The sequence below is a fragment of the Sphingomonas sp. UBA978 genome (genome assembly GCF_002292295.1).
In the GTDB taxonomy this organism is placed as follows: Bacteria; Pseudomonadota; Alphaproteobacteria; order Sphingomonadales; family Sphingomonadaceae; genus Sphingomonas.
This window is the reverse complement of record NZ_DBBS01000020.1, coordinates 239,319-263,041: the sequence shown is the minus strand read 5'-3', so window position 1 is coordinate 263,041 and position 23,723 is coordinate 239,319. Positions and strand designations below refer to the sequence as shown.

27 protein-coding genes are annotated in these 23,723 nt (G+C 66.3%); 1 reads left to right on the top strand and 26 read right to left on the bottom strand.

Annotation, left to right across the window (positions count from 1 at the left end; translation table 11 throughout):
• Window positions 1–9: 9 nt before the first annotated feature.
• From B2515_RS13780 to relB, 25 genes are all read right to left on the bottom strand, one after another.
• Window positions 10–708, bottom strand: coding sequence for a biotin--[acetyl-CoA-carboxylase] ligase (locus B2515_RS13780; RefSeq protein ID WP_293877205.1), 699 nt, complete (start codon window positions 706–708; stop codon window positions 10–12).
• Window positions 705–2,159: an NADH-quinone oxidoreductase subunit NuoN gene (gene nuoN / locus B2515_RS13775; protein WP_293877203.1), complete on the bottom strand. Its 1,455-nt coding sequence runs from the start codon at window positions 2,157–2,159 to the stop codon at window positions 705–707. Before nuoN ends, B2515_RS13780 begins: the two co-directional genes overlap by 4 nt.
• A complete protein-coding gene (locus B2515_RS13770; protein ID WP_293877201.1) occupies window positions 2,159–3,691 on the bottom strand; it encodes an NADH-quinone oxidoreductase subunit M in 1,533 nt (510 codons plus the stop codon). Before B2515_RS13770 ends, nuoN begins: the two co-directional genes overlap by 1 nt.
• Window positions 3,688–5,823 (bottom strand): NADH-quinone oxidoreductase subunit L, encoded by a 2,136-nt coding sequence (nuoL, locus tag B2515_RS13765; protein WP_293877199.1) that lies wholly within the window; start codon window positions 5,821–5,823, stop codon window positions 3,688–3,690. Before nuoL ends, B2515_RS13770 begins: the two co-directional genes overlap by 4 nt.
• A 6-nt stretch (window positions 5,824–5,829) precedes the next feature.
• The gene (nuoK, locus tag B2515_RS13760; RefSeq protein ID WP_293877197.1) at window positions 5,830–6,135 is read right to left on the bottom strand and encodes an NADH-quinone oxidoreductase subunit NuoK; all 306 of its coding nucleotides are present in this window, start codon (window positions 6,133–6,135) and stop codon (window positions 5,830–5,832) included.
• Entirely contained in the window at window positions 6,132–6,743 is a 612-nt protein-coding gene (locus B2515_RS13755) for an NADH-quinone oxidoreductase subunit J (RefSeq protein ID WP_293877195.1), read from the bottom strand. The genes nuoK and B2515_RS13755 overlap by 4 nt, the downstream gene beginning before the upstream one ends.
• 43 nt (window positions 6,744–6,786) lie before the next feature.
• On the bottom strand, window positions 6,787–7,272 hold the full coding sequence (gene nuoI, locus B2515_RS13750) for an NADH-quinone oxidoreductase subunit NuoI (protein ID WP_293877193.1): 486 nt from the start codon (window positions 7,270–7,272) through the stop codon (window positions 6,787–6,789).
• 124 nt (window positions 7,273–7,396) lie between these two features.
• Window positions 7,397–8,419, bottom strand: coding sequence for an NADH-quinone oxidoreductase subunit NuoH (gene nuoH, locus B2515_RS13745; protein ID WP_293877648.1), 1,023 nt, complete (start codon window positions 8,417–8,419; stop codon window positions 7,397–7,399).
• A 26-nt stretch (window positions 8,420–8,445) separates the two neighbouring features.
• Complete coding sequence (gene nuoG / locus B2515_RS13740; protein WP_293877191.1) at window positions 8,446–10,446, bottom strand: NADH-quinone oxidoreductase subunit NuoG; 2,001 nt, start codon at window positions 10,444–10,446, stop codon at window positions 8,446–8,448.
• On the bottom strand, window positions 10,446–11,750 hold the full coding sequence (gene nuoF / locus B2515_RS13735; protein ID WP_293877189.1) for an NADH-quinone oxidoreductase subunit NuoF: 1,305 nt from the start codon (window positions 11,748–11,750) through the stop codon (window positions 10,446–10,448). The genes nuoG and nuoF overlap by 1 nt, the downstream gene beginning before the upstream one ends.
• Window positions 11,750–11,983, bottom strand: a complete 234-nt coding sequence (locus B2515_RS13730) for a hypothetical protein (RefSeq protein WP_293877186.1) — start codon at window positions 11,981–11,983, stop codon at window positions 11,750–11,752. The genes nuoF and B2515_RS13730 overlap by 1 nt, the downstream gene beginning before the upstream one ends.
• Window positions 11,983–12,651 (bottom strand): complex I 24 kDa subunit family protein, encoded by a 669-nt coding sequence (locus tag B2515_RS13725; protein ID WP_293877184.1) that lies wholly within the window; start codon window positions 12,649–12,651, stop codon window positions 11,983–11,985. The genes B2515_RS13730 and B2515_RS13725 overlap by 1 nt, the downstream gene beginning before the upstream one ends.
• On the bottom strand, window positions 12,651–13,862 hold the full coding sequence (locus tag B2515_RS13720; RefSeq protein ID WP_414711407.1) for an NADH-quinone oxidoreductase subunit D: 1,212 nt from the start codon (window positions 13,860–13,862) through the stop codon (window positions 12,651–12,653). The genes B2515_RS13725 and B2515_RS13720 overlap by 1 nt, the downstream gene beginning before the upstream one ends.
• A gap of 20 nt (window positions 13,863–13,882) precedes the next feature.
• Window positions 13,883–14,725: an NADH-quinone oxidoreductase subunit C gene (locus B2515_RS13715; RefSeq protein WP_293877182.1), complete on the bottom strand. Its 843-nt coding sequence runs from the start codon at window positions 14,723–14,725 to the stop codon at window positions 13,883–13,885.
• Entirely contained in the window at window positions 14,722–15,273 is a 552-nt protein-coding gene (locus B2515_RS13710; protein ID WP_293877181.1) for a NuoB/complex I 20 kDa subunit family protein, read from the bottom strand. Before B2515_RS13710 ends, B2515_RS13715 begins: the two co-directional genes overlap by 4 nt.
• Before the next feature lie 5 nt (window positions 15,274–15,278).
• Window positions 15,279–15,653: an NADH-quinone oxidoreductase subunit A gene (gene ndhC / locus B2515_RS13705; RefSeq protein ID WP_293877179.1), complete on the bottom strand. Its 375-nt coding sequence runs from the start codon at window positions 15,651–15,653 to the stop codon at window positions 15,279–15,281.
• A 182-nt stretch (window positions 15,654–15,835) separates the two neighbouring features.
• Window positions 15,836–16,648, bottom strand: coding sequence for an inositol monophosphatase family protein (locus B2515_RS13700; RefSeq protein ID WP_293877177.1), 813 nt, complete (start codon window positions 16,646–16,648; stop codon window positions 15,836–15,838).
• A 210-nt stretch (window positions 16,649–16,858) separates the two neighbouring features.
• A complete protein-coding gene (efp, locus tag B2515_RS13695; RefSeq protein ID WP_293877175.1) occupies window positions 16,859–17,422 on the bottom strand; it encodes an elongation factor P in 564 nt (187 codons plus the stop codon).
• 66 nt (window positions 17,423–17,488) lie between these two features.
• Window positions 17,489–18,076, bottom strand: a complete 588-nt coding sequence (locus B2515_RS13690) for a M23 family metallopeptidase (protein WP_293877174.1) — start codon at window positions 18,074–18,076, stop codon at window positions 17,489–17,491.
• Window positions 18,077–18,098: 22 nt separating this feature from the next.
• Window positions 18,099–19,091 carry a L,D-transpeptidase family protein gene (locus B2515_RS13685; protein WP_293877172.1) on the bottom strand — a complete coding sequence of 331 codons (993 nt, stop codon included), beginning with the start codon at window positions 19,089–19,091 and terminating at the stop codon, window positions 18,099–18,101.
• A 99-nt stretch (window positions 19,092–19,190) separates the two neighbouring features.
• Window positions 19,191–19,874, bottom strand: coding sequence for a thiamine phosphate synthase (gene thiE / locus B2515_RS13680; protein WP_293877170.1), 684 nt, complete (start codon window positions 19,872–19,874; stop codon window positions 19,191–19,193).
• A complete protein-coding gene (locus B2515_RS13675) occupies window positions 19,871–20,377 on the bottom strand; it encodes a hypothetical protein (protein ID WP_293877169.1) in 507 nt (168 codons plus the stop codon). Before B2515_RS13675 ends, thiE begins: the two co-directional genes overlap by 4 nt.
• Window positions 20,378–20,381: 4 nt before the next feature.
• On the bottom strand, window positions 20,382–21,302 hold the full coding sequence (locus tag B2515_RS13670) for a class I fructose-bisphosphate aldolase (RefSeq protein WP_293877168.1): 921 nt from the start codon (window positions 21,300–21,302) through the stop codon (window positions 20,382–20,384).
• 29 nt (window positions 21,303–21,331) lie between these two features.
• Window positions 21,332–21,658: a type II toxin-antitoxin system PemK/MazF family toxin gene (locus tag B2515_RS13665; protein WP_293877166.1), complete on the bottom strand. Its 327-nt coding sequence runs from the start codon at window positions 21,656–21,658 to the stop codon at window positions 21,332–21,334.
• Window positions 21,649–21,873, bottom strand: a complete 225-nt coding sequence (relB, locus tag B2515_RS13660; protein WP_293877165.1) for a type II toxin-antitoxin system RelB family antitoxin — start codon at window positions 21,871–21,873, stop codon at window positions 21,649–21,651. Before relB ends, B2515_RS13665 begins: the two co-directional genes overlap by 10 nt.
• Window positions 21,874–21,991: 118 nt before the next feature.
• Here relB and B2515_RS13655 point away from each other — a divergent pair, with 118 nt between their 5' ends.
• Window positions 21,992–22,492 (top strand): TlpA family protein disulfide reductase, encoded by a 501-nt coding sequence (locus tag B2515_RS13655; RefSeq protein WP_293877164.1) that lies wholly within the window; start codon window positions 21,992–21,994, stop codon window positions 22,490–22,492.
• A 15-nt stretch (window positions 22,493–22,507) separates the two neighbouring features.
• Here B2515_RS13655 and B2515_RS13650 read toward each other — a convergent pair whose 3' ends face one another.
• Window positions 22,508–23,698, bottom strand: coding sequence for a phosphoglycerate kinase (locus B2515_RS13650; protein WP_293877162.1), 1,191 nt, complete (start codon window positions 23,696–23,698; stop codon window positions 22,508–22,510).
• Window positions 23,699–23,723 lie beyond the last annotated feature (25 nt).

Sequence of the window (23,723 nt, the reverse complement as noted above, 5' to 3'; positions counted from 1 at the left end):
GTCAATCCTTCACAGCAGGAACACGTCGGCGGCGTGAATGACATGCCGTTGCCCCGACGCCAAGCGCAGGATCAGCGCGCCGTCGGCGTCGAGCCCGTCGAACAGGCCGTCATGCGCGCTGCCGTCGGGCATCTGTGCGGTCAGCGCGGTGCCGACGGGATACGCCGCAGCGAGCCATGCGGCGCGTACCACGGCCAGCCCCTCGCCCCGCCAGCGCGCCAGCCAGCGCGCGAAGGCCTCGGCCAGCACCTCGAGGAACGCGTCCGGGGCGACCGGCGCGCCGTGCGCGGCAAGGCTGGTGGCCGGGCGATCGGGCAGGTCGGGGTGGTGGGCCAAATTGACGCCGATTCCGATGACCACCGCGTCGTCGCTGCGTTCGAGCAGGATTCCCGACAGCTTGGCGCCATCGCAGAGCAGGTCGTTCGGCCATTTGAGCTGCGCCGCCACGCCGAACACCGCCACGGCCTCGTGCAGCGCGACCGCAGCGACCAGCGCCAGCGTCGCGGCGGGCGGATCGCTTGGCCTCAGCCGCACGATCGTCGAGGCGGAGAGATTGCCCGGCGGCGCGGTCCACGCCCTGCCCTGCCGCCCGCGCCCGGCGGTCTGGCGTTCGGCGCGGAGCCAGAACCCCTCCTCCGCGCCCTGCCGGGCGAGAAGGAGCATATCCGCGTTGGTCGATCCCGTCTCCGCGACGGTGCGGATCGTCAAATCGCGGGGAACAGCGCGCGGGCGGCTGCCATCGTCCAGCCGCCGAGCAGCGGAATGGCGAGATAGCCGAGCGGCGACACGAAGGCCGCGGTCAGGACGATCAGGCCGCCCTCGACCGGACTGTTGCCCTTGGGGAACGCCGCTGCGGGTTCGTCGAAGTACATCGTCTTGACCACGCGCAGATAATAATAGGCGCCGATCGTCGAGGCGGCGATACCGATCACCGCCAGCGGGAACAGGCCGGCCTTCACCGCCGCGTCGAACACCGCGAACTTCGCGTAGAAGCCGAACAGCGGCGGAATGCCTGCGAGGCTGAACATGAAGATCGCGAGCGCCGCGGCGAGGCCGGGACGGGTCCGCGACATGCCGGACAATGCGACGATCTCCTCGACCGGCTGGCCCTCGTCATCGCGCATCTGCAGCACGACGAGGAACGAGCCGAGCGTCATCGCGACGTAGATCGTCAGATAGACGAGCACACCCGACACGCCGTCCGGCGTTCCCGCGGCGAGGCCGACGAGCGCGAAGCCGACGTTGTTGATCGACGAATAGGCGAGCAGCCGCTTGATGTTGGTCTGGCCGATCGCCGCCACCGCACCCAACACGATCGAGGCGAGCGCGGCGAAGATCACGATCTGGCGCCACTGGTCGGTGGCCGGGCCCATCGCCTCGACCGCGACGCGGACGGCGAGGCCCATCGCCGCCACCTTCGGCGCGGACGCGAAAAAGGCGGTGACCGGCGTCGGCGCGCCCTCATAGACGTCGGGCGTCCACATGTGGAACGGCACCGCCGAAATCTTGAATGCGATCCCGGCGAAGACGAAGACCAGACCGAACAACAGGCCAAGCGAATTGCCCTGCGCATAGGCGGCGGCGATGCCGCCGAACAGCGTGGTGCCCGAGAAGCCGTAGACCAGACTGATGCCGTAGAGCAGGATGCCGCTGGCGAGCGCGCCGAGCACGAAATATTTGAGGCCCGCTTCCGCCGAGCGCGTGTCGCGGCGCATGAAGCTCGCGAGAACATAGGCCGACAGGCTCTGCAATTCGAGCCCGACGTAGAGCGTCAGCAGATCGCTTGCCGACACCATCATGCCCATGCCGGCCGCGGACAGCAGGATCAGCACCGGATATTCCGGACGCAGATCGTCGCCGCTGGTCCGCTGGAAGAAGTCCGGCGCCATCAGGATCGCGACCGCCGCGGCGATGAAGATCAGCACCTTGGCGAAGGCCGCAAAGGCATCGGCCCGGTACAGCCCGTCGAAGGCGGAGCCACCGTAGCTGGCGGGGCCGATCAACGCGACGCCGGCACCGGCAAGGATCGCGACCGCGGTCCAGGACACCGCGCGCGTCGAGGCGGAGCCGCCCCAGGCGGACACCAGCATCAGGGCGACGGCACCCAGTCCGAGGATGACCTCGGGCAGGGTCATGGCGAGATTGGCGGCGTAATCCATCAGTGCGCTTGTCCGTGGGCGGCGGCGTGGGCCGCAGGTAGGGGCTTGCCGGCGGTCGGCTGCGAGTCGGACGGCGGCGTCGCACGGTCGATCCGGGCGAGCAGCACGCCGACATCCTTGCGCATCGGGCTGAGGAAGCTTTCGGGATAGACACCCATCCACAGCGCCACCGCGGCGATCGGCGCGAGCAGCCAGAGTTCGCGATGCGACAGGTCCTGCATCTCGCGCACGTCGTCCGACTTGATCTCGCCGAAGACGACGCGGCGATACAGGTACAGCATATAGGCCGCACCGAGGATGATGCTGGTCGTGCAGAGGAGCGCGATCCAGGTCGACACCTGATAGGTGCCCATCAGCGCCAGGAATTCGGCGACGAAGCCGCTGGTTCCCGGCAGGCCGATCGACGCCATGGTGAAGAACAGGAAGAACAGCGCATAGCGCGGCATGTTGATCGCAAGCCCGCCGTACCGGCTGATCTCGCGCGTATGCAGCCGGTCGTAGATGACGCCGACGCACAGGAACAGCGCGCCCGACACCAGCCCGTGGCTGAGCATCATAATCATCGCGCCCTCGATCCCCTGCCGGTTGAAGGCGAAGAGGCCGATGGTGACGATCGCCATGTGCGCGACCGACGAATAAGCGATGAGCTTCTTCATGTCGGCCTGCACCAGCGCGACGAGGCTGGTGTAGATCACCGCCACCGCCGACAGGCCGAAGATCAGCCAGGTCAGCTCGCCGCTGGCTTCCGGGAACATCGGCAGGCTGAAGCGCAGGAAGCCGTAGCCGCCGAGCTTGAGCAGCACGCCCGCTAGGATCACCGACCCCGCGGTCGGCGCCTGCACGTGCGCATCGGGCAGCCAGGTGTGGACCGGCCACATCGGCATCTTCACCGCGAACGAGGCGAAGAAAGCAAGCCACAGCCAGGTCTGGACGCCGGCCGGGAAGTCATAGGCCTGCAGTGCCGGGATGCTCGACGTACCGGCGGTCTGCGCCATGTAAAGCATCGCGACGAGCATCAGCAGCGAGCCGAGCAGGGTGTACAGGAAGAACTTGTACGACGCGTAGATCCGGTTCGCGCCACCCCAGATGCCGATGATGAGATACATCGGGATCAGGCCGGCTTCGAAGAACAGGTAGAACAGGAACAGGTCCTGCGCCGCGAAGGTGCCGATCATCAGCGTTTCCGTCAGCAGGAACGCCGCCATATATTCCGGTACACGCTTCTCGATCGCGCGCCAGCTCGCGCCGATACAGATCGGCATCAGGAAGACGCTGAGCATGATGAGCATGAGCGCGAAGCCGTCGATGCCGAGGTCCCAGCCAAAGAAGCCGAGCCGCGGGCCCTGCTCGACGAACTGCCACTGCGCGCCGCCGATGTCGTAATTCGCCCAGAGCAGCACGCCGAGGGCAAAATCGACCAGCGTGGCGGCCAGCGCGACCATGCGCGCGGTCGCCGCGGGGACGAACAGACAGGCGATCGCCGCGACCGCGGGGATCAGCAGCATGATCGAGAGGATGGGCAGCCCGCTCATTGTGCGATCGCCCAGGTGACGACGGCGGTCAGACCGATCAGCATGACGAAGGCATAGGTATAGACATATCCGTTCTGGAGCCGGCCGGCGAGACGGCTGGAGAGCTGCACCACCCAGGCCGAACCGTTCGGTCCGAACCGGTCGATCGTCTGCTCGTCACCCCGGTGCCACAACAGGCGGCCGATGGCGAAGGCGGGACGGACGAAGATCAGGTGATAGAGCTCGTCGAAATAATATTTGTGGACGAGGAAGCGGTACAGGACGCGGAACTGGTCCGCGACCGCGGCCGGGAAGCGCGGCGCCTTGATATAGGCATACCATGCCGTGCCGAGGCCGAGCAGCATCGCGATCGTCGCCGACAGTTTGATGATCGTCGGCACCTCATGCATCGCATGCATCAGATGCTCGCGGAAGGCGATGTCGCCCTTCCAGAAGGTCTCGCCCGCTTCCGGCTCGATGAAATAGCCGTGGAAGACGAAGCCCGCCGCGATCGCGCCGATCGAGAGGAGGATCAACGGCACCAACATCGGCCACGGGCTCTCGTGCGGATGATAGCCGCCGGTGCCCGCGGGCAAATCCTGTTGCGACGCGCCATGCGTCGAGGGATGATCGCCGCCGTCCTCGGCCTTCGCCGGATTGGCGTGCGTCTCGTCGGCGTGATGCGCGTCATGGCCGTGATCGGCATGACTGTGATCGTCATGGCCGTGGCCATGCGCATCGTGCAGCGCGTGCTGGATATGCTCCGACGCGGCCCAGCGCGGCTTGCCCCAGAAGGTCAGGAACATCAGCCGCCACGAATAGAAGCTGGTGATGAGCGCGACGAGCACGCCGACGAACCACACGCCGGGTTCGCCCGCCGCCCAGCCGGCCTCGATGATCGCATCCTTCGAATGGAAGCCTGCGAACCCGATGCCGAGCGGGTTGCCGAACACCGCGGGCAGGCCGACGCCGGTGATCGCCAGCGTCCCCATCATCATGCCCCAGAAGGTCAGCGGAATGCTTTTCCTCAAGCCCCCGTAATAGCGCATGTCCTGCTCGTGATGCATCGCATGGATCACCGAACCGGCGCCGAGGAACAGCAGCGCCTTGAAGAAGGCGTGCGTGAATAGGTGGAACATCGCCGCGCCATAGGCACCGACGCCCGCGGCGAAGAACATGTAGCCGAGCTGCGAACAGGTCGAATAGGCGATGACGCGCTTGATGTCGGTCTGCACCATGCCGACCGTCGCGGCGAACAGGCAGGTCGCCGCGCCGACGAACATCACGACATGCAGCGCGGCCGGCGAGGTTTCGAACATCGGCGACAGGCGGCAGACCATGAAGACGCCGGCGGTGACCATCGTCGCGGCGTGGATCAGCGCCGACACCGGGGTCGGGCCCTCCATCGCGTCGGGCAGCCAGGTGTGCAGGCCGAGCTGCGCCGACTTGCCCATCGCGCCGACGAACAGCAGCAGGCACAGCACGGTCATCGTATCGACGCGCATGCCGAGGAAGCCGATCGTCGATCCGGTCATGCCCGGCGCGGCGGCGAGGATCGCGGGGATCGAGACGGTACCGAACACCAGGAACGTGCCGAAGATGCCGAGCATGAAGCCGAGATCGCCGACGCGATTGACGACGAACGCCTTGATCGCGGCGGCATTGGCCGAGGGTTTGCGGAACCAGAAGCCGATCAGCAGGTAGCTGGCGAGGCCGACGCCTTCCCAGCCGAAGAACATCTGCACCAGCGTGTCGGCCGTCACGAGCATCAGCATCGCGAAGGTGAACAGCGACAGATAGGCGAAGAAGCGCGGCTGATCCGGGTCCTCGCTCATATAGCCCCAGCTATAGAGGTGGACGAGCGCCGACACGCTGGTGATGACCACCAGCATGATCGCGGTCAGCTGATCGACGCGCAGGCTCCAGTCGACCGCCATGTCGCCGCTGACGATCCAGGTCAGCACTGGTACGACGGTCGCCGTATTCGTGCCGGCAAGGAAGCCGAGGAAGATCGGCCACGACAGCAGGCACGATGCGAACAGGGCGCCGGTCGTGATGACCTTCGCCGGGACACAGCCGATCGCCTTGTTACCGAGCCCGGCGACGATGGCGGCGAGCAGCGGCAGGAATACGATGAAGAGGATGGAGGTCACCGGTGTTTAGCCCTTCATCCGATTGACGTCGTCGACCGCGATGGTGCCGCGGCCACGGAAATAGATCACCAGGATCGCCAGCCCGATCGCCGCCTCGCCGGCGGCGACGGTCAACACGAACATCGCGAAGATCTGGCCGACCAGGTCGTGGAGATACGCGGAGAAGGCGACGAGGTTGAGGTTCACCGCGAGCAGGATCAGTTCGATCGCCATCAGGATGACGATCAGGTTCTTCCGGTTGAGGAAGATGCCGAGCACGCCCATCGTGAACAGCACCGCCGCGACGACGAGATAATGGGTAAGACCGATCACAGCTGGACCCCCTGACCGACCGGCGGCTGGACGTTGCGCGTCGCATCCTCGGGACGGCGCGCGATCTGACGGGATGGCGACTGCGCGCGCACCCCGCCACGCTGGCGATGCGTCAGCACGATCGCACCGATCATCGCGACGAGCAGGACGAAGCCCGCTGCCTCGAACACGAAGAGATAGCGCGTGTAGAGCAGCTGCCCCATCGCCTGCACGTTCGGCACCGCCGTATCGATCGGCGCGATACGCTGGCTGATCTTGAGGCCGCCCGCGCTCCAGGCGCCGATGCCGATCAGAATCTCCGCCGCCAGCGCCACCGCAAGCGCAAGGCCCAGAGCGGCATATTGCGCGACGCCGGCGCGCAGCTGCGCGACCTCGATGTCCAGCATCATGACGACGAACAGGAACAGCACCGCGACGGCGCCGACATAGACGATGACGAGCAGCATCGCGATGAATTCCGCACCGACGAGCACCATCAGCCCCGCGGCGTTGAAGAACGCGAGGATCAGCCACATCACCGAATGCACCGGATTGCGCGACGAGATCGTCATCGCGCCCGATCCGATCACCACGATGGCGAACAGGTAAAAGGCAATTGCCTGAATCACGATTGGGTCGGCCCCCTAAGCCCTGAATCGAGTGCGGCGCGCATTAACGGTAGGGCGCATCGGCGGCAAGGTTCGCCGCGATCGCGCTTTCCCAGCGGTCACCGTTATCGAGCAGCTTCGCCTTGTCGTAGATGAGCTCCTCGCGGGTTTCGGTCGCATATTCGTAGTTCGGCCCCTCGACGATCGCGTCGACCGGGCATGCTTCCTGACACAGGCCGCAATAGATGCACTTGGTCATGTCGATGTCGTAGCGTGTCGTGCGGCGGCTGCCGTCGTCGCGCGGTTCGGCCTCGATCGTGATCGCCTGCGCCGGGCACACCGCCTCGCACAGTTTGCATGCGATGCAGCGTTCCTCGCCGTTCGGATAGCGACGCAGGGCATGCTCGCCGCGGAAGCGCGGGCTGATCGGGTTGCGTTCGTACGGGTAGTTGATCGTCGCCTTGGGCTTGAAGAAATACCGCAGCGTGAGGGCGTGCGCCTTCACGAACTCCCACAGCGTGAACGACTTGATGATCTGTGCGACGCTCAAGACCCAAACCCCAATATTCGATCGATCGATACGACCGTCAATCCGATGACGACGCCGCCAAGCGTACGCCGGTACACTGCCTGCGGGTCAAACCCGCGATGCGAAAGCCAGGTGGAGACGTGGCTCACAGCCCGACCCGCATCCACATCAGGACGCCCGACACCAGAAACACCCAGAACAGCGACAGCGGCAGGAAGATCTTCCACCCCAGCCGCATCAGCTGGTCGTAGCGGTAGCGCGGTACGGTCGCCTTCACCCAGCTGAACACGAAGAAGAAGAACAGGATCTTCGCGAACAGCCAGATGATGCCCGGCACGTAATAGAGCGGCGCCCAGTCGATCGGCGGCAGCCACCCGCCCCAGAACAGCGTCGCGTTGAGCGCGCACATCAGCAGCACGTTGGCATATTCGCCGAGCCAGAAGAGCGCGAAGCTCATCGAGCTGTATTCGGTCTGGTAACCCGCGACGAGTTCCGATTCCGCCTCGGTCAGGTCGAACGGCGCGCGGCCGGTTTCGGCCATGCCGGAGATCAGGAAGACGATGCTCATCGGGAACAGCAGCGGGTTGAAGCCGAAGCCGTTGACCGGCAGCCACGAATAGATCGCCTTCTGCGCCATGACGATGGCGGACAGGTTGAACGTCCCCGCCCAGAGCACGACGGTGATGAGGACGAAGCCGAGCGCGACCTCGTAGCTGACCATCTGCGCCGCGGCGCGCAGCGCGGAATAGAAGGGATATTTCGAGTTCGACGCCCATCCCGACAGGATGATGCCGTAGACGCCGAGCGACGACGCCGCGAGCACGTAGAGCAGGCCGACGTTGATGTCGGCGAGCACCACGCCCGCACCGAAGGGGATCACCGCCCAGACGATCAGCGCGACGGTGAAGGTGATGATCGGCGCCATCAGGAACAGGCCGCGGTTGGCGGCGGCGGGGACGATGGTCTCCTGCAGGAACACCTTGAGCCCGTCGGCGAACGACTGGAGAAGACCAAACGGCCCGACCACGTTCGGGCCCCGGCGCAGCGCCATCGCCGCCCAGATCTTGCGATCGGCGTAGATTATCATTGCCACCGCCAGCATCAGCGGCAGCGCGATCACGAGGATGCCGACGATCGTCGCGGTGAACCACGCCCATTCGTAGGACATGCCGACGGTGGAATTGAAGAAGTCGGTCACTCCGCGGCCTCCGCGAACGTCTCGCCATGGACCAGTTCCGCCGAACAGCGCTGCATCGTCGGCGACGCCCGGCAGATGGCGTTGGTCAGATAGAAATCCTTGATCGGATAGCCCGACAGGCTGCCCTGCCCGGCCGCGTCGAGCGCCGGCGGGTTCCAGTCGAAGCTGGCCAGACCCGGCGCGCGCAGCGCCGGCACGTCCGCGCCCATCGCCTCGCGCAGCCCGGCAAGGCTGTCGAACGGCAGCGTGTGGCCAAGCACGTCGGACAGCGCACGCAGGATCGCCCAATCCTCGCGCGCGTCGCCCGGTGCGAACACCGCACGCTCGCCGCGCTGGACGCGCCCCTCGAGATTGACCCAGGTGCCGGACTTTTCGGCATAGGTCGAACCCGGCAGGATCACGTCGGCATGGTGCGCGCCCGTGTCGCCATGATGGCCGATATAGACCTTTAACCCGGCGAAACGGCCGTAATCGACCTCGTCGGCGCCGAGGAAGAAGGTGACGCCGGCGCCGGTCAGGTCGGCGATGCCGCCCTTCTGCGCATAGCCCAGCATCAGCCCGCCCATGCGGCTCGCCGCCATATGGACGACGTTGAAGCCGTTCCAGCCCTCGCGGACGAGGTTGAACTGCCGCGCGAAGGCCAGCGCGGCGCCATGGCCGCCCTTCAGCGCGCCACCACCGACGATGACCATCGGCTTGCTCGCGTCGGTGAACCGCTGCGCGGCCGCCTCCGGCAGGTTGCCGAGCAGCGACAGATCCTCACCGAGCCATTCGACCTTGTAGGTCAGCTCGGTTTCCGGCCCGATCGCGAAGACCTTCGCGCCCTTCTTGATCGCCTTGCGGATGCGGGTGTTCACCAGCGGCGCTTCCCAGCGCAGGTTGGTGCCGACCAGCAGGATCGCGTCCGCCTCCTCGACGCCGGCGATCGTCGTGTTGAAATTCACCGCGGCGAGGCTGGACGTGTCGTAATCCATACCCGTCTGCCGCCCCTCGAGCAGCGACGAGCCGAGCTTCGCCAGCAAGGACTTGGCGGCGTACATCGTCTCGCAATCGACGAGGTCGCCGGCGACCGCCGCGACGTTCGAGCCCGCCGCATCGATCTTGGTCTTGATGACGGCGAACGCCTCGTCCCAGCTCACCGGCGCCAGCTTGCCGTCGCGACGCACATAGGGCCGGTCGAGACGGCGACGGACCAGACCATCGACGTGATGGCGGGTCTTGTCCGTCGCCCACTCCTCGTTGACGTCCTCGTTGATGCGGGGAACGCAGCGCAGCACCTGACGGCCGCGGCTGTCGAGGCGAATGTTGGTGCCGACCGCGTCCTGCACGTCGATCGTCAGCGTCTTCTTGAGCTCCCACGGCCGCGCCTCATAGGCGTAGGGCTTGCTGGTCAGCGCGCCGACCGGACACAGGTCGACGACGTTGCCGCTGAGTTCGCTGGTCACCGCCTGTTCGAGATAGGAGGTGATCTGCATGTCCTCGCCGCGGTAGATCGCACCGATCTCCTCGACCCCGGCGACTTCCTCGGCGAAGCGGACGCAGCGCGTGCACTGGATGCAACGGGTCATGATCGTCTTGACGATCGGCCCCATATACTTCTCGGTGACGGCACGCTTGTTCTCGGTGTAGCGGCTATGGCCCTTGCCATAGGCCATCGACTGGTCCTGCAGGTCGCATTCGCCGCCCTGATCGCAGATCGGGCAGTCGAGCGGATGGTTGATGAGCAGGAATTCCATCACGCCTTCGCGCGCGGCCTTCACCATCCGCGTCGTGGTGAACACCTCCTGGTTGTCCGCGGCGGGCAGTGCGCACGAAGCCTGCGGCTTCGGCGGCCCCGGCTTCACCTCGACGAGGCACATGCGGCAATTGCCGGCGATCGACAGCCGCTCGTGATAGCAGAAGCGCGGGATTTCCTTACCCGCGGCTTCGCATGCCTGGAGGACCGTCGCGCCCTGCGGCACCTCGACCTCGATCCCGTCTACCTTCAGCTTGGGCATTATTCAGCAGCTTCCTGCATCGGCGTCAGATCGCCGCCGCTACGTTCGTTGATCCGGCGCTCCAGTTCGGGGCGGAAGTGGCGGATGAGGCCCTGGATCGGCCAGGCCGCCGCATCGCCGAGCGCGCAGATGGTGTGGCCCTCGACCTGCTTGGTCACCTGGTGCAGCGTGTCGATCTCCGCGATGTCGGCATCGCCGGTGCGCAGCCGCTCCATCACGCGCCACATCCAGCCGGTGCCCTCGCGGCACGGCGTGCACTGACCGCAGCTCTCGTGCTTGTAGAAGTAGGAGATGCGGCTGATCGCGCGGACGATGTCGGTCGACTTATCCATGACGATCACCGCCGCGGTGCCGAGGCCGGAGCCGACCGCTTTCAGCCCGTCGAAGTCCATCGGGGCGTCGATGATATCCTTCGCCGGCACCAACGGCACCGACGATCCGCCCGGGATCACCGCGAGCAGATTGTCCCAGCCGCCGCGGATGCCGCCGCAATGCGTCTCGATCAGTTCGCGGAAGGTCAGGCCCATCGCATCCTCGACGACGCAGGGCTTATTCACGTGACCGCTGATCTGGTAGAGCTTGGTACCCTTGTTGTTCTCGCGGCCGAAGCTCGAGAACCACGAGGCACCGCGCCGCAGGATCGTCGGCGCGACCGCGATCGATTCGACGTTGTTGACCGTCGTCGGGCAGCCATAGAGGCCCGCGCCCGCCGGGAACGGCGGCTTGAGCCGCGGCTGACCCTTCTTGCCCTCGAGGCTTTCGAGCATCGCGGTTTCTTCGCCGCAGATGTACGCGCCGGCGCCGCGGTGGACGAAGACGTCGAAGTCATAGCCCGAGCCGCTGGCGTTCTTGCCGATCAGGCCGCGGTCGTACGCCTCGGCGACCGCCGCGAACAGCGTTTCCGCCTCGCGGATATATTCGCCGCGGATGTAGATATAGGCCGCGCGCGCGCGCATCGCATAACCGGCGATCAGCGCACCCTCGATCAGCTTGTGCGGATCGTGGCGGATGATCTCGCGGTCCTTGCACGAACCGGGTTCGGATTCGTCGGCGTTGATGACGAGGAAGTTCGGCCGGTCCGGCTTCGGCTCCTTGGGCATGAACGACCATTTCGTGCCGGTCGGGAAGCCCGCACCGCCACGGCCGCGCAGGCCGCTCGCCTTGATGACGTCGATGATCGCGTCCTGGCCGAGCGCCATCAGCGCCTTGGTATTGTCCCAGTCGCCACGCTTCAACGCCGATTCGAGGTTCCAGGGCTGGAACCCGTAGACGTTGGTGAAGATGCGGTCCTTGTCGGCGAGCATCAGCGTACATCCGTCAGATCGAGGCGGCGCTCGACACGGCCGAGGCGTTCCTCGACGCGGTCGATCCGCGAGTTAATTCCCGCCACCGACATCATCATGCCAGGGAGATGGTCGTCGATCGACGACAGGCGCATCTTCGTTTCCAGATCCTCGACATCCTTTTTGTCGAAGCGCGCATTCAGCCGCCGAAACTGTTCACCGATGAAGTTCAGGATGTCCGCTTCCTCGGCCATTATGCCCACTCGCTCCGGTAATCGTGGTTGGCATCGACCATCGCGGTCAGCGTCGTCGGGCCGCCCTCGGGGCAGCTGGTCTGGCGACCGATCGTCGACCCCGTCTTCGGCTGCTCGCCCTTGGCGAGTGCCTCGAGCACCGCGACGGTGCGGTCATAGTCGAGGTCTTCGTAATTGTCGTCGTTGATCTGGACCATCGGCGCGTTGGCGCAGGTGCCGAGGCATTCGACCTCGGTCAGCGTGAACAGGCCGTCGGGGGTCGTGCCGCCCTTCACCAGCCCGCGGTTCTTGCAGGCGGCGAGGACGTCGTCCGACCCGCGCAGCATGCACGGCGTCGTGCCGCAGACCTGGACGTGATAGCGGCCGACCGGCGCGAGGTTGAACATCGTGTAGAAGGTCGCGACCTCGTACACGCGCATATACGGCACGCCGATCGCGCGCGCGACGAATTCGATCACCGGCACGGGCAGCCAGCCCTGCGTCTGCGTCTCGCTGCCGACCTGCCGCTGCGCGAGGTCGAGGAACGGGATCGATGCCGACTGTTCGCGACCCTTGGGGTAGCGCGACAGGATCTCGTTCGCCTTGCGCTGGTTCTCTTCGTTCCAGGCGAAGCCGCCCCAGCGGGCGCGGGTCTCTGCTTCGTCGGGGATCTGGGGTGCTTCAGCCATCAGCGGTCACATTCACCAAAAACGATATCCATCGCACCGAGGATCGCGGTCGTATCCGCCAGCATGTGGCCCCTGGACATGAAGTCCATCGCCTGCAGGTGGCTGAACGCGGTCGGGCGGATCTTGCAGCGATACGGCTTGTTCGAACCGTCGGAGACGAGGAACACGCCGAATTCGCCCTTCGGGCTCTCGGTCGCGACGTATACCTCGCCGGCGGGGACGTGATAGCCCTCGGTGTAGAGCTTGAAGTGGTGGATGAGCGCTTCCATCGACTGCTTCATCTCGGCGCGCTTGGGCGGCACCACCTTGCGGTCGGTCGAGGCGATCGGCCCCTCCGGCATGTCGCGCAGGCACTGCTTCATGATCCGCGCGGACTGGCGGACCTCCTCGACGCGCACCATGAAGCGATCGTAGCAATCGCCCCTGGTGCCGACCGGAATGTCGAATTCCATCCGGTCGTAAACGTCGTAAGGCTGCGACTTGCGCAGGTCCCACGGGATGCCCGCGGCGCGGATCATCGGACCCGAGAAGCCCCAGGCGATCGCATCTTCGCGGCTCACCGTCGCGATATCGACGTTGCGCTGCTTGAAGATGCGGTTGTCCGCGACGAGGCTGATCGCATCCTCGAACAGGCGCGGCAGGCGCGTGTCGAGCCAGTCGGCGATGTCGGTCAGCAGCTTGAGCGGCACGTCCTGATGGACGCCGCCCGGCCGCATAAAATTGTGGTGCATGCGCGCGCCCGACGCGCGCTCGAAGAAATTGTAGCAATCCTCGCGAATCTCGAAAAGCCACAGGTTCGGCGTCATCGCACCGACGTCCATCACGTGACTGCCGAGGTTGAGCATGTGGTTCGAGATACGCGTCAGCTCGGCGAAGAAGACGCGCAGATACTGGGCGCGGATCGGCACCTCGATATCCAGCAGCTTCTCGATCGCCAGCACGAACGTATGCTCCATGCACATCGGCGAGCAGTAATCGAGACGATCGAAATAGGGGATCGCCTGCGCATAGGTCTTGTATTCGATCAGTTTTTCGGTGCCGCGATGCAGCAGGCCGACGTGCGGGTCGATCCGCTCGATGATCTCGCCGTCCAGCTCCATCACCAGCCGCAGCACGCCGTGCGCCGCCGGATGCTGGGGACCGAAGTTGATCGTATAGTTCGATATGGTGACGTCGCCGGTGGTCGGATCGGCCGCATCGGTGACGTGCATCAGTTCGTCGACATAGTCGCTCACTGGTTCTGTCCTCCGCCCTTGGTCGGAACGACGTCCGAATCCTTGGGCTTATCCTGCCGCTGGTTGCCGGGATCGGGTTCGCCGGCGCCGGTCTGCGCGGTGGTTTCGGTGGTCTTCGGCTCGTTCGTCGCGGCTGCCGGCTGCGATTTCGCGGGCGCGTCGGCCTTGACGATCTCGTCCGCCTTCAGCGGCGTCGGCGCGCCCTTGGCCTCGGGCACCATGCCCTTCTCGTCGCCGGGAAGGACGTATTGCGCACCTTCCCAAGGGCTCTGGAAGTCGAAGTTGCGGAAATCCTGCGCGAGGCTGACCGGCTGGTAGACGACGCGCTTCTGCTCTTCCGAATAGCGCATCTCGACGAAGCCAGAGAGCGGGAAGTCCTTGCGTTGCGGATGGCCGCGGAAGCCGTAATCGGTGAGGATGCGGCGCAGGTCGGCGTTACCGGTGAAAAGCACGCCGTACATGTCGTACACTTCGCGCTCCAGCCAGCCGGCGACCGGCCAGATGCCCGTCACCGACGGCACCGGCTTGACGTCGTCGGTCGCGACATGGACGTGCAGGCGATGGTTGCGCGTCAGCGACAGCAGGCAATAGACCACCTCGAAGCGCTCGGGGCGCTCCGGATAATCGACGCCGGCGATCTCCATCAGCTGCTGATATTCGAGGCCGGGCGTGTCGCGCAGCGCGGTGAGCGCGGTCACGATCGCCTCACGCTCGACATAGAGCGCGACCTCGCCGACCTGGTCGACCGCGCCGATCAGCGCCGCGCCGAGCGCGATCCGCGCGGTTTCGATCGTCTCGCCGTTGAGATCGGCCGCATAGGCGGGAGCGGGCGCCCTCACCGTTCGATGCTCCCGGCGCGGCGGATCTTCCGCTGCAACTGCATGATGCCGTACAGCAACGCCTCCGCGGTCGGCGGGCAGCCGGGCACGTAGATGTCGACCGGCACGACGCGATCGCAGCCGCGCACGACACTGTAGCTATAGTGATAATAGCCGCCACCGTTGGCGCAGCTGCCCATCGAGATGACGTATTTCGGCTCCGACATCTGGTCGTAGACCTTGCGGAGCGCGGGCGCCATCTTGTTGCACAGCGTGCCCGCGACGATCATCACGTCCGACTGGCGCGGCGACGCACGCGGCGCGGCGCCGAAGCGTTCGAGATCGTAGCGCGGCATGTTGACGTGGATCATCTCGACCGCGCAGCAGGCGAGGCCGAAGGTCATCCACCACAGCGAGCCGGTACGCGCCCACTGGAACAGCTCCTCGGTCGAGGTGACGAGGAAGCCCTTGTCGGTCAGCTCGCCGTTCAGGCTATCGAAAAACCCCTGATCGGGCGGCACCAGCGACGTGGCGGTGGCCGGGCGATCGAGTTCGACGGGTCCGGACATGGGTGTCATTCCCAATCCAACGCTCCCTTTTTCCAGGCGTAGACAAGGCCCAAGGCCAATTCGCCGATGAAGATCATCATCGAAATCCAGGCGCTCCAGCCGATGCTAAACACCGATACGGCCCACGGATAGAGGAACGCGGCCTCGAGATCGAAGATGATGAACAGGATGGCGACGAGATAGAATCGCACGTCGAACTGGCTGCGCGGGTCCTCGAACGCGGGGAAGCCGCATTCATATTCCGACAGCTTCTGTTCGTTCGGCTTGTCGGCGCCGGTCAGGCGGGCGACGACCATGGGCAGGAACACGAACGTGCTCGACAGCGCCAGGGCGATGCCCAGGAACAGCAGGATTGGCAGGTATTGCGACAGATCGACCAATGGGCTTCTCGCAGGTGCGAAGGATATGGGGTCGCTTTAGGCCCGTGGGGTGGCACGGGCAAGGCCGGGAGGGTGTGAGAATCACTCGCAATTAAGCGGGAGTGAATGACTTAGCCCGGCTTCCCCCTGCCCTCACCCCTGCACCGGCTTCGCCGCACGGGTGAGGGCACAGGACGTCTGCGTCAGCGCAGCGCGCCGGCCACCAGCTTGTGCAGCTTGACGTGCAGGCCGTCGTTGGCGGCGAGGAATTCGTTGCGCTCCATCGCGCGATCGGCACCGCGGAAATCGGTGACATAACCGCCGGCCTCCTTGACCAGCAGCATGCCGGCCGCGGTGTCCCAGGGCTTCAGGCCCGATTCCCAATAGCCGTCGAAGCGACCGGCGGCGACCCAGGCGAGGTCGAGCGCCGCCGCGCCGAAGCGACGGATGCCGGCGACTTCGGGGGCGATCGCGCCGAAGATACGGCTCCACTGGACGAAATCGCCATGGCCGAGGAACGGGATGCCGGTGGCGATCAGCGCCTCCGACAGGTCACGCCGCCCCGAGACGCGCAGCCGCTGGTCGGTGAGCCATGCCCCCCGGCCCTTCTCAGCCCAGAAGCTCTCGTCGGTAAGCGGTTGGTAGACGAGGCCGGTGGTGATCTCGCGCTTGCCCGACGGCGTCGGCTCCTCGACCGCGATCGAGATCGCGAAATGCGGCATGCCGTGGAGGAAGTTGGACGTGCCATCGAGCGGATCGATGATGAAGCGCGGCTTGTTCGGATCGCCCGCGACCTCGCCGCCCTCTTCCATCAGGAAGCCCCAGTCGGGGCGGGCACGGCTCAGTTCCTCGTAGAGCGTCTGTTCGGCGCGCTTGTCGGCGATCGAGACGAAGTCCGCCGGCCCCTTGCGGCTGACCTGCAGGTTCTGGACCTCGTTGAAGTCGCGGCGCAGCGCCGTGCCGGCCTTGCGGGCGGCGCGTTCGATGACGGTGAAGAGGCCGGAATGGCTGGGCATGGGATGCTCTCTTTACCCCTCTCCCGTTCGGGAGAGAGTTGCGGGGTCGGTCATGCCACCGGCATGACCTGGATTACACGGGGTGTGATCCACCCCGCAACTGGGCCCGCCGCGGTCAGGCGGTGGGAGGGTGAGGATCGGCGAAGGCCCTGCCCTCGCCCGACCTCGCTGCGCTCGACCACCCCCTCCCGCAGGGAGAGGGATGTTGGCTCAGTCCGCGCGGCGGACGTAGGTCTGTTCGTAGACGTCGACGACGATCTTCGTACCGGCACCGATATGCGGCGGCACCATCACGCGCACGCCATTGTCGAGGATCGCGGGCTTGTAGCTGGACGAGGCGGTCTGCCCCTTCACCACCGCGTCGGCCTCGACGATCATCGCCTCGATCGTGCTCGGCAGCTCGACCGAGATCGGGCGCTCGTCGTACAGCTCGAGCACGACGTCCATGCCGTCCTGCAGGAACGCCGCGGCATCGCCGAGGATGCCGGCGTCGAGCGTGATCTGTTCGTAATTGTCCTTGTCCATGAACGTCAGCGCATCGCCGTCGCGGAACAGGAACTGAAAATCCTTGGTGTCGAGGCGGACGCGCTCGACCGTCTCGGCGGAGCGGAAGCGGACGTTGTTCTTGCGACCGTCGATCAGGTTCTTCATCTCGACCTGCATGTACGCGCCGCCCTTGCCGGGCTGCGTGTGCTGGATCTTGACGGCGCGCCAGATGCCGCCCTCATATTCGATGATGTTGCCGGGACGGATGTCCACGCCGCTGATCTTCATGGTCTGAACCTATAGGAAAGAGCGATTGCGGCGCGCAGGTCAGCGCGCGCCTTGGTGTCGCGTCCTTTATCGTGGCGCGGCGCGGGCGGCAAGCATCGGGTAGGGGTTGACGTCCTCGCCCTGATACCAGCGCTGGTCGGGGCGCATCCGCTGCATGCCGAAATGGAGGTGGTAATTGCCGGGGCCGGCGTCGCCGGTATCGCCGACATAGCCGATCTGCTGCCCGGCACGGACGCTCATGCCCTCCCGCAACTCCGGCACGTACCCTGCGAGATGCGCGTAATAATAGATCCAGCGGCGGTCGGGCGAGCGGATATAGACGGTGGTGCCGCCGAGGCCGGACTGGAACAGCTTCTCGACGCGGCCCGCTGCGGCAGCAAGCACCGGCGTGCCGGCGGGGGCGAGGATGTCGGTGCCGTGATGGCCGCGACTGCCGCCGCCACGCGGGTCGTTCCAGCTGTCGACGATCGTACCGCGGGCTACACCCGCGACGGGGACGGCAAGCGTGCCGGCGTCGGGTGCCGGCTGCGGCTCCCCGACGGCGGCGTCGACGCGGAGGGAGCGGCGGGACGCGGTGCCGAAGCTGGTCATCGACAGGAAGGCGGCGACGACGACCAGCACGAGCGCGAGGATGCCCCAGCCGAGGCGGGTCATCGGCGCACCTCCCCGGCCCGCATCACGCCTGGAACACCGCCTTGGTCCCGGGCTTCACCATCTGCGCGAGGCGGGCGGCGTCCCAGTTGGTCAGGCGGATGCAGCCGTGGCTCTCCGTCCGTCCGATCAGCTCCGGGTGCGGCGTGCCGTGGATGCCGTAATGCTCTTTCGACAGGTCGAGCCAGACCACGCCGACCGGACCGTTCGGCCCGGGCGGCAGCATCTCCTTCTCGTCGCCCTTCTTGGCATCCCAGAACAAGGCGGGATTGTAGTGGAATTTCGGATTATAGTCCGCGCCGTTGATCTTCCACGTGCCGAGCGGCAGCGGATCGTATTTCGACCCCATCGTCGCGCTGAACTGCGCGATCAGGCGATCGTCCTTGTCGAGCACGCGCAGGACGCTGTCGGACTTGTCGACGACGATGTGATCGGCGACCGGCTGGGTCGCATCGACGTTGAGCATATTGAGCGTCTGGCGCCAGTGGTCAGGCAGCTTGGGATCGTAATCGCGCGAGGCGGGCAGCGCGTTGGGGACGGTGATCGCGTCGCCGACCTTCAGCCGCGTCGTCGGCGAATTGAGCGCGATCAGGACCGCGGGCTGGGTGTGGAACATCTCCGCCAGCTTTTCCATCGGCGTGGCATAGCCGATCGTCGGCAGCTTCGCCTGCTCACCATAATCCTTGGGAAGCGGATTGATGTACGGACCGGCGAGCGCCTCGCGGGTCAGCACGAAGCGCGCGGTCGGGCGCTTGGCCCGATAGGGATAGAGGGCACGGAGCGTCGCCGCATCGGGCTTACCGGTACGCGGCAGCCCCTTGGCTTCCTGAAACCCCTTCAACGCGGCCGTCAGCGACTGCCCGCCCTTGCCGTCGAGCACGCCCGGACCGAAGCCAAGCGAATCGAGGATGACCTGTACGTGGAGGATGTTGCGATCGACCGGCTGCGGCGCCTGTGCCGTCGTCGGGGCGGCGAGCGTGGCGCCCGCCAGGAGTGCCGTTGCGACTAACGCCTTCATCCGCCGTGTCCCTTTTACCGTTACGCTTGCGGACTGAACGGTCGGCGGGGGCGGAGGTTTCGTCGCAGCGGCACGATGGTCCCGGCGGGTCGGGGACGCCTATCTGGCGAGGACCCCGGCGAACGCCTTTACGGCCGCAGCTTCGTCGCCGCCCCACACCGCGCCCGACACGGCGAGGAAATCCGCCCCCGCCTTGACCAATGCCGGCGCGTTGACCGGGGTGATCCCGCCGATCGCGACGCTCGGCAGCTCGAACATCGAAGCCCACCAGGACAGGATCGACGGATCGGGCTGATGCTCCACCGTCTTGGTCGTCGTCGGGAAGAAGGCACCGAATGCGACATAGTCCGCGCCGCGCTCGCCTGCCTCCATCGCGAGGTGGCGGCTATCATGACAGGTGACGCCGATCTGCACGTCCGGCCCGAGGATATCGCGCGCCTCGCGCGGGTCGCCATCGTCCTGACCGAGATGGACGCCGTCCGCCCCCAGCCGCTTGGCGAGCGCGATGCTGTCGTTGACGATGAACGCGACCTCACGATCCGCGCAGATCCGCTGCAGCGGTTCGGCGAGCGTCGCGGCGGCATGCTGGTCCACGTCCTTGACGCGGAACTGGAACGCCGCGACCGGCCCGGCATCGAGCGCCCGCGCCAGCCGGTCGGCGAACCCGCCGGTCACGTCGAGCGGCGAGACCAGATAGAGCTGGCACGGCGGCCGGCGGTCGGACCGCTGGAAATGGCTAGCGAAATCGGGATCGAGCGGGCCGAGGGGATCGTCTTCTGTCATGACGACGCCCGTAGCCGCTCCAGCGCGGTTGCGAAAGCGGCCGGGTCGTCGAGGCGATGCGCGATCGTCGCGATCCCCCGCCGGCCGGGCAGCGGCGCGACGAGATCGACGACCACGTTCGGATAGGCGAGCAGCGCGAGGTTGAGCACGGAGCGCCGCTTGACCGCCTGCATGTCGATCGACGGATGGATACCGGCGATCGCATCGAGCGGAACATCGACGCGGCGGATCGTCCCGACCTGCATCACCAGCCGGCCATGGCCGAGCAGGACCGGCCGGTGCTTCATCAGCAGCAGCCCCCGCACCAGCCAGCCGAGCCCGACCAGGGTCAGCAGCGAGACGATGAGTGCCGCAGTCGGATGCCAGAAAGCAATCAGCGCATGGGTGACAAGCAGTTCGACCGTCCCGCACGCGACCAGCATCCACATCATCGGCGCGACGGCACGATGATAGGCGAAGCGGAGGTCGGTCGCGTCGCCGCTGCCGTCCCCCGCCCCGGTCATCGGATCAGGCCGCCTCGCCCTTGTAGATGGCGATGATCTTGGCGAGCATCTCGAGCGCGTCCTCGCGGTTGCGCTGGAAGGTGTTGCGACCGATGATCGAGCCGTTGCCGCCGCCCGCCAGAATGTCGCGCGCGTCCTGATAGACCGCATCGCTGCCCTTGGCGGCCCCGCCCGAGAAGACGACGATGCGGCGGCCGGCGAAGCTCGACTGGACGACGTGCTTGACGCGATCCGACTGCTTCGACCAGTCGGTGCCCTCATAAGCCTTCTTGGCTTCGTCCTGCTCGATATGTGCCGAGGGCAGCTTCACCTTGATGATGTGCGCGCCGAGCAGCGCCGCCATGTGCGCGGCATAGGCGCCGACGTCGAGCGCAAGTTCGCCGTCCTTCGACAGCTTGCCGCCGCGCGGATAGCTCCAGATGACGGTGGCGATGCCGACCGACTTCGCTTCCTCGCTCAGCTCGCGGATCTCTTCCATCTGTTCGAAGATGCCGTCCGAGCCGGGATAGATGGTAAAGCCGATCGCCGCGCAGCCGAGGCGCAGCGCGTCGCCGACGCTGGCGGTCACCGCCTGGTCGATGCTGGTCGCCCAGCTGTTCGAGCTGTTGACCTTGAGGATCGTCGGAATCTGGCCGGCGAAGGTGTCGGCGCCCGCCTCGAGCGGTCCGAGCGGTGCGGCATAGGCGGACAGGCCGGCGTCGACCGCGATCTGATAGTGATAATGGGGATCGTAGGCGGGGGGATTGACCGCGAACGAGCGCGCCGGGCCATGTTCGAAGCCCTGATCGACCGGCAGGATGACGAGCTTGCCGGTGCCGCCCAGCTTGCCCTGCATCAGGATGCGGGCGAGGTTCGCCTTCACCGCGGGGCTGGTCGCTTCATATTTGTCGAGGATCGCTTTGACGGCGGGGGTGACGGTGGTCATGGGTCGGCTCCTTGGGGACAGTACGAAAGTCAGAGCATCAGCCAGCGCCGCAGCGCCTGGTCGATCTGCTCCATGCGGGTGGGACTGGCATGGCCGATCACCGCGATGATCCGCTCGCGCGCGACGCTGGCGATGCGATCGACCTGCACCTCGCATTCCGCGGTCAGGCCATTGTGTTCGCGCGGCGACATGGCGACGCGGAACAGCGCCTCGCTGCCCATGACGCCGGTCAGCGGGCAGACGGTGATCGTCGCATGCGTGGCGTTGAACAGGTCCGACTGGACCACGACGCACGGCCGCGCCGGGGCGCCATCGGGTCCATCGACCAGCACGATGCCGCCATGCTTCACTTCCATGCGGCGGCATCCTGCCAGAACGTCGTGTCGCTGGCGGAATCGCGGGCGGAGGCGCGCGTCGACTGGCGCCGCGCCTCACGCCGATAGGCGTCGTCGTGAAGGTCGACGTAACGGCGGACCGCCTCGCGCGCGATGTCGCTCTTGCTGCGACCCTGGGTGCGCGCGACGGCGGCGAGCCGATCTTCCAGTTCGGTGTCGAGTCGCACTCCGAGCATGCCGGCTCCTGTTTAACGCGTTTAACATAGCCCGGCTGCCCCGCCGGATCAACCGGTTAGGAGCGGGAGTTGACGGACCGCCCCCGGCATACTTTGGTGAGCGCAGGGGGGAACGATCATGAAGCTGTTTCGCGCTGCCATCGCCGCGGCGGTATGGACCCTCACCGCGGCATTGGCGCCGCCGGCCCCGACGCTCGTCGGCCGGCCCGCGCCCGATTTCGAGGTGACGCTCATCGACGGCAGCAAGGTGACGCTGGCGAGCCTGCGCGGTCAGGTGGTGGTGTTGAACTTCTGGGCGACGTGGTGCGTGCCGTGCCGTACCGAACTGCCGCTGCTCGACGGCTATTACCGGCAAACGCGCAAGCACGGCCTCCGCGTGTTCGCGATCGCGACGGAGGATTCGGTGCCTGCGTTCCGGATGAAACCGTTGTTTGCGGCGCTGGCGATCACGCCGGCAAAGCGGATCAAGGGACGCTATCCGCTGATCGACGGTGCCGTGCCGACCAATTACGTCATCGATCGCGCCGGCGTGGTGCGCTACGCGAAGGCGGCGGCGCTCGATCTCGACGATCTCAACGCCACCCTCATTCCGCTGCTGAAGGAAGCGCCGCCCGCCTGAGCGGCGCCACCCCGTTCAGCCCATCAGCGCGGCGACGCCGGGGAGGTCCTTGCCCTCCATCCATTCGAGGAAGGCGCCACCCGCGGTCGAGACGAAGGTGAAGCGATCGGCAACGCCCGCCTGGTTGAGCGCCGCGACGGTGTCGCCGCCGCCCGCGACCGAGACGAGGCTGCCGTCCTGGGTCAGCGCCGCGGCGGTGCGCGCGAGGCTGACGGTCGCGACGTCGAACGGCGGCGTCTCGAACGCGCCCATCGGGCCGTTCCACACCAGCGTGCGGCAGTTCTTGAGCACGTCGCCCAGCGCCTCGACCGCGCTCGGGCCGACGTCGAGGATCATCTCGTCCGCTGCGACCTCGTGGACGTTGACGGTGCGGACCGGCGGATTGGCGCGGAATTCCTTCGCGACGACGACGTCATAGGGCAGATGGACGGTGCAGTTCGCCTTGTCCGCCGCGTCGAGGATCTCGTCCGCGGTGCCGGTCAGGTCGTGTTCGCAGAGCGACTTGCCGACATCGACCCCGCGCGCCGCGAGGAAGGTGTTGGCCATGCCGCCGCCGATGATGAGATGATCGACGCGGGTGACGAGGTGCTTGAGCACGTCGAGCTTGGTCGACACCTTGGCGCCGCCCACCACCGCCGCGACCGGATGCTCGGGCTTGCCCAGCGCCTTTTCGAGCGCGTCGAGCTCGGTTTCCATCGCGCGGCCGGCAAAAGCGGGCAACGCCCGCGCCAGCCCTTCGGTTGAGGCATGGGCGCGATGCGCGGCGGAGAAGGCGTCGTTGACGTAGAGGTCGCCGAGCTTCGCGAAGCGCGCGACCACCGCCGGATCGTTCTTTTCCTCGCCGCCGAAGAAGCGCGTGTTCTCGAGGATCGCGATGTCGCCGGGCTGCAGCGTCGCGACCGCCTCCTCGGCGCCTTCCCAGTCGATGTAGCGGACCTCGCGGCCGAGAACGTTGCTATACGGCCGCGCGAGTATCGACAGCGACATGTCGGCGCTCGGCACGCCCTTGGGCCGGCCGAAATGCGCGAGGATCAGCACGATCGCGCCGCGGTCGGCAAGTTCGGTGACGGTCGGCAGCGTGGCGCGCAGCCGCGTGTCGTCGGTCACCGCGCCATCCGCCATCGGCACGTTGAGATCCTCGCGGACCAGCACGCGCTTGCCGCTGATCTCACCCATATCGTCGAGCGTCTTGAAGGGCTTGGTCACGTCGTCTTCCTTCGTGTCTGAAATG